1 protein-coding gene is annotated in these 500 nt (G+C 69.4%); it reads right to left on the bottom strand.

Annotated elements, in window-relative coordinates; genetic code table 11:
* The coding region (locus DB032_RS24490; RefSeq protein ID WP_199226057.1) for a phospholipase D-like domain-containing protein at positions 1-500 on the bottom strand (500 nt) is incomplete at both ends.

The raw sequence follows: 500 nt of genomic DNA, 5'->3' as shown, positions 1-500 counted from the left end.
CCGGCGCTGATGTCGCCGCGTTCGTGGCAGATGTTCAGCTCGCTGTCGACGCGCATGCTGCGGGTGTTGATATTGGCCGAGCCCTGGGTCATGAACACGTCGTTGATGATCATCAGCTTGCTGTGGATGTAGACAAAGGGCCAGTCATAGCCCTGGCCGGCGGCGGCGGGGCGATCGGCCTCGCGCTGGTTGCGGCGCAGCATGGCTTCCCAGCCGGCGGCGTCCAGCGCGTCGGGCGCCACCAGCGTGCAGACGTGGATGCGCAGGCCGGGGATGTCGCGCGGGCGGATCGGGTTGCGCGATTCCGGATCGGCGGGGTCGGCCTGTTCGCGCCGCGCCCGGTTCAGGCGTTCGCGCAGTTCGTCGTAGCTTTGTCCCGGCGGCAGGGTCTGGCCGGCGCGCTCGGCGGCGGCGGCGCGCTCGCAGGCGCGCTCCAGCTGCTGGATTTCCTGGCTGTCGCTCACTTCGTCGATCTTGGCCTGGCGGGCTTCTTCCAGTTG

Origin of the sequence: Chromobacterium sp. Panama (assembly GCF_003052555.1) — a bacterium.
GTDB lineage: Bacteria > Pseudomonadota > Gammaproteobacteria > Burkholderiales > Chromobacteriaceae > Chromobacterium.
The sequence above is the reverse complement of the archived record's forward strand: the minus strand, read 5'-3'. Positions and strand labels throughout refer to the sequence as shown.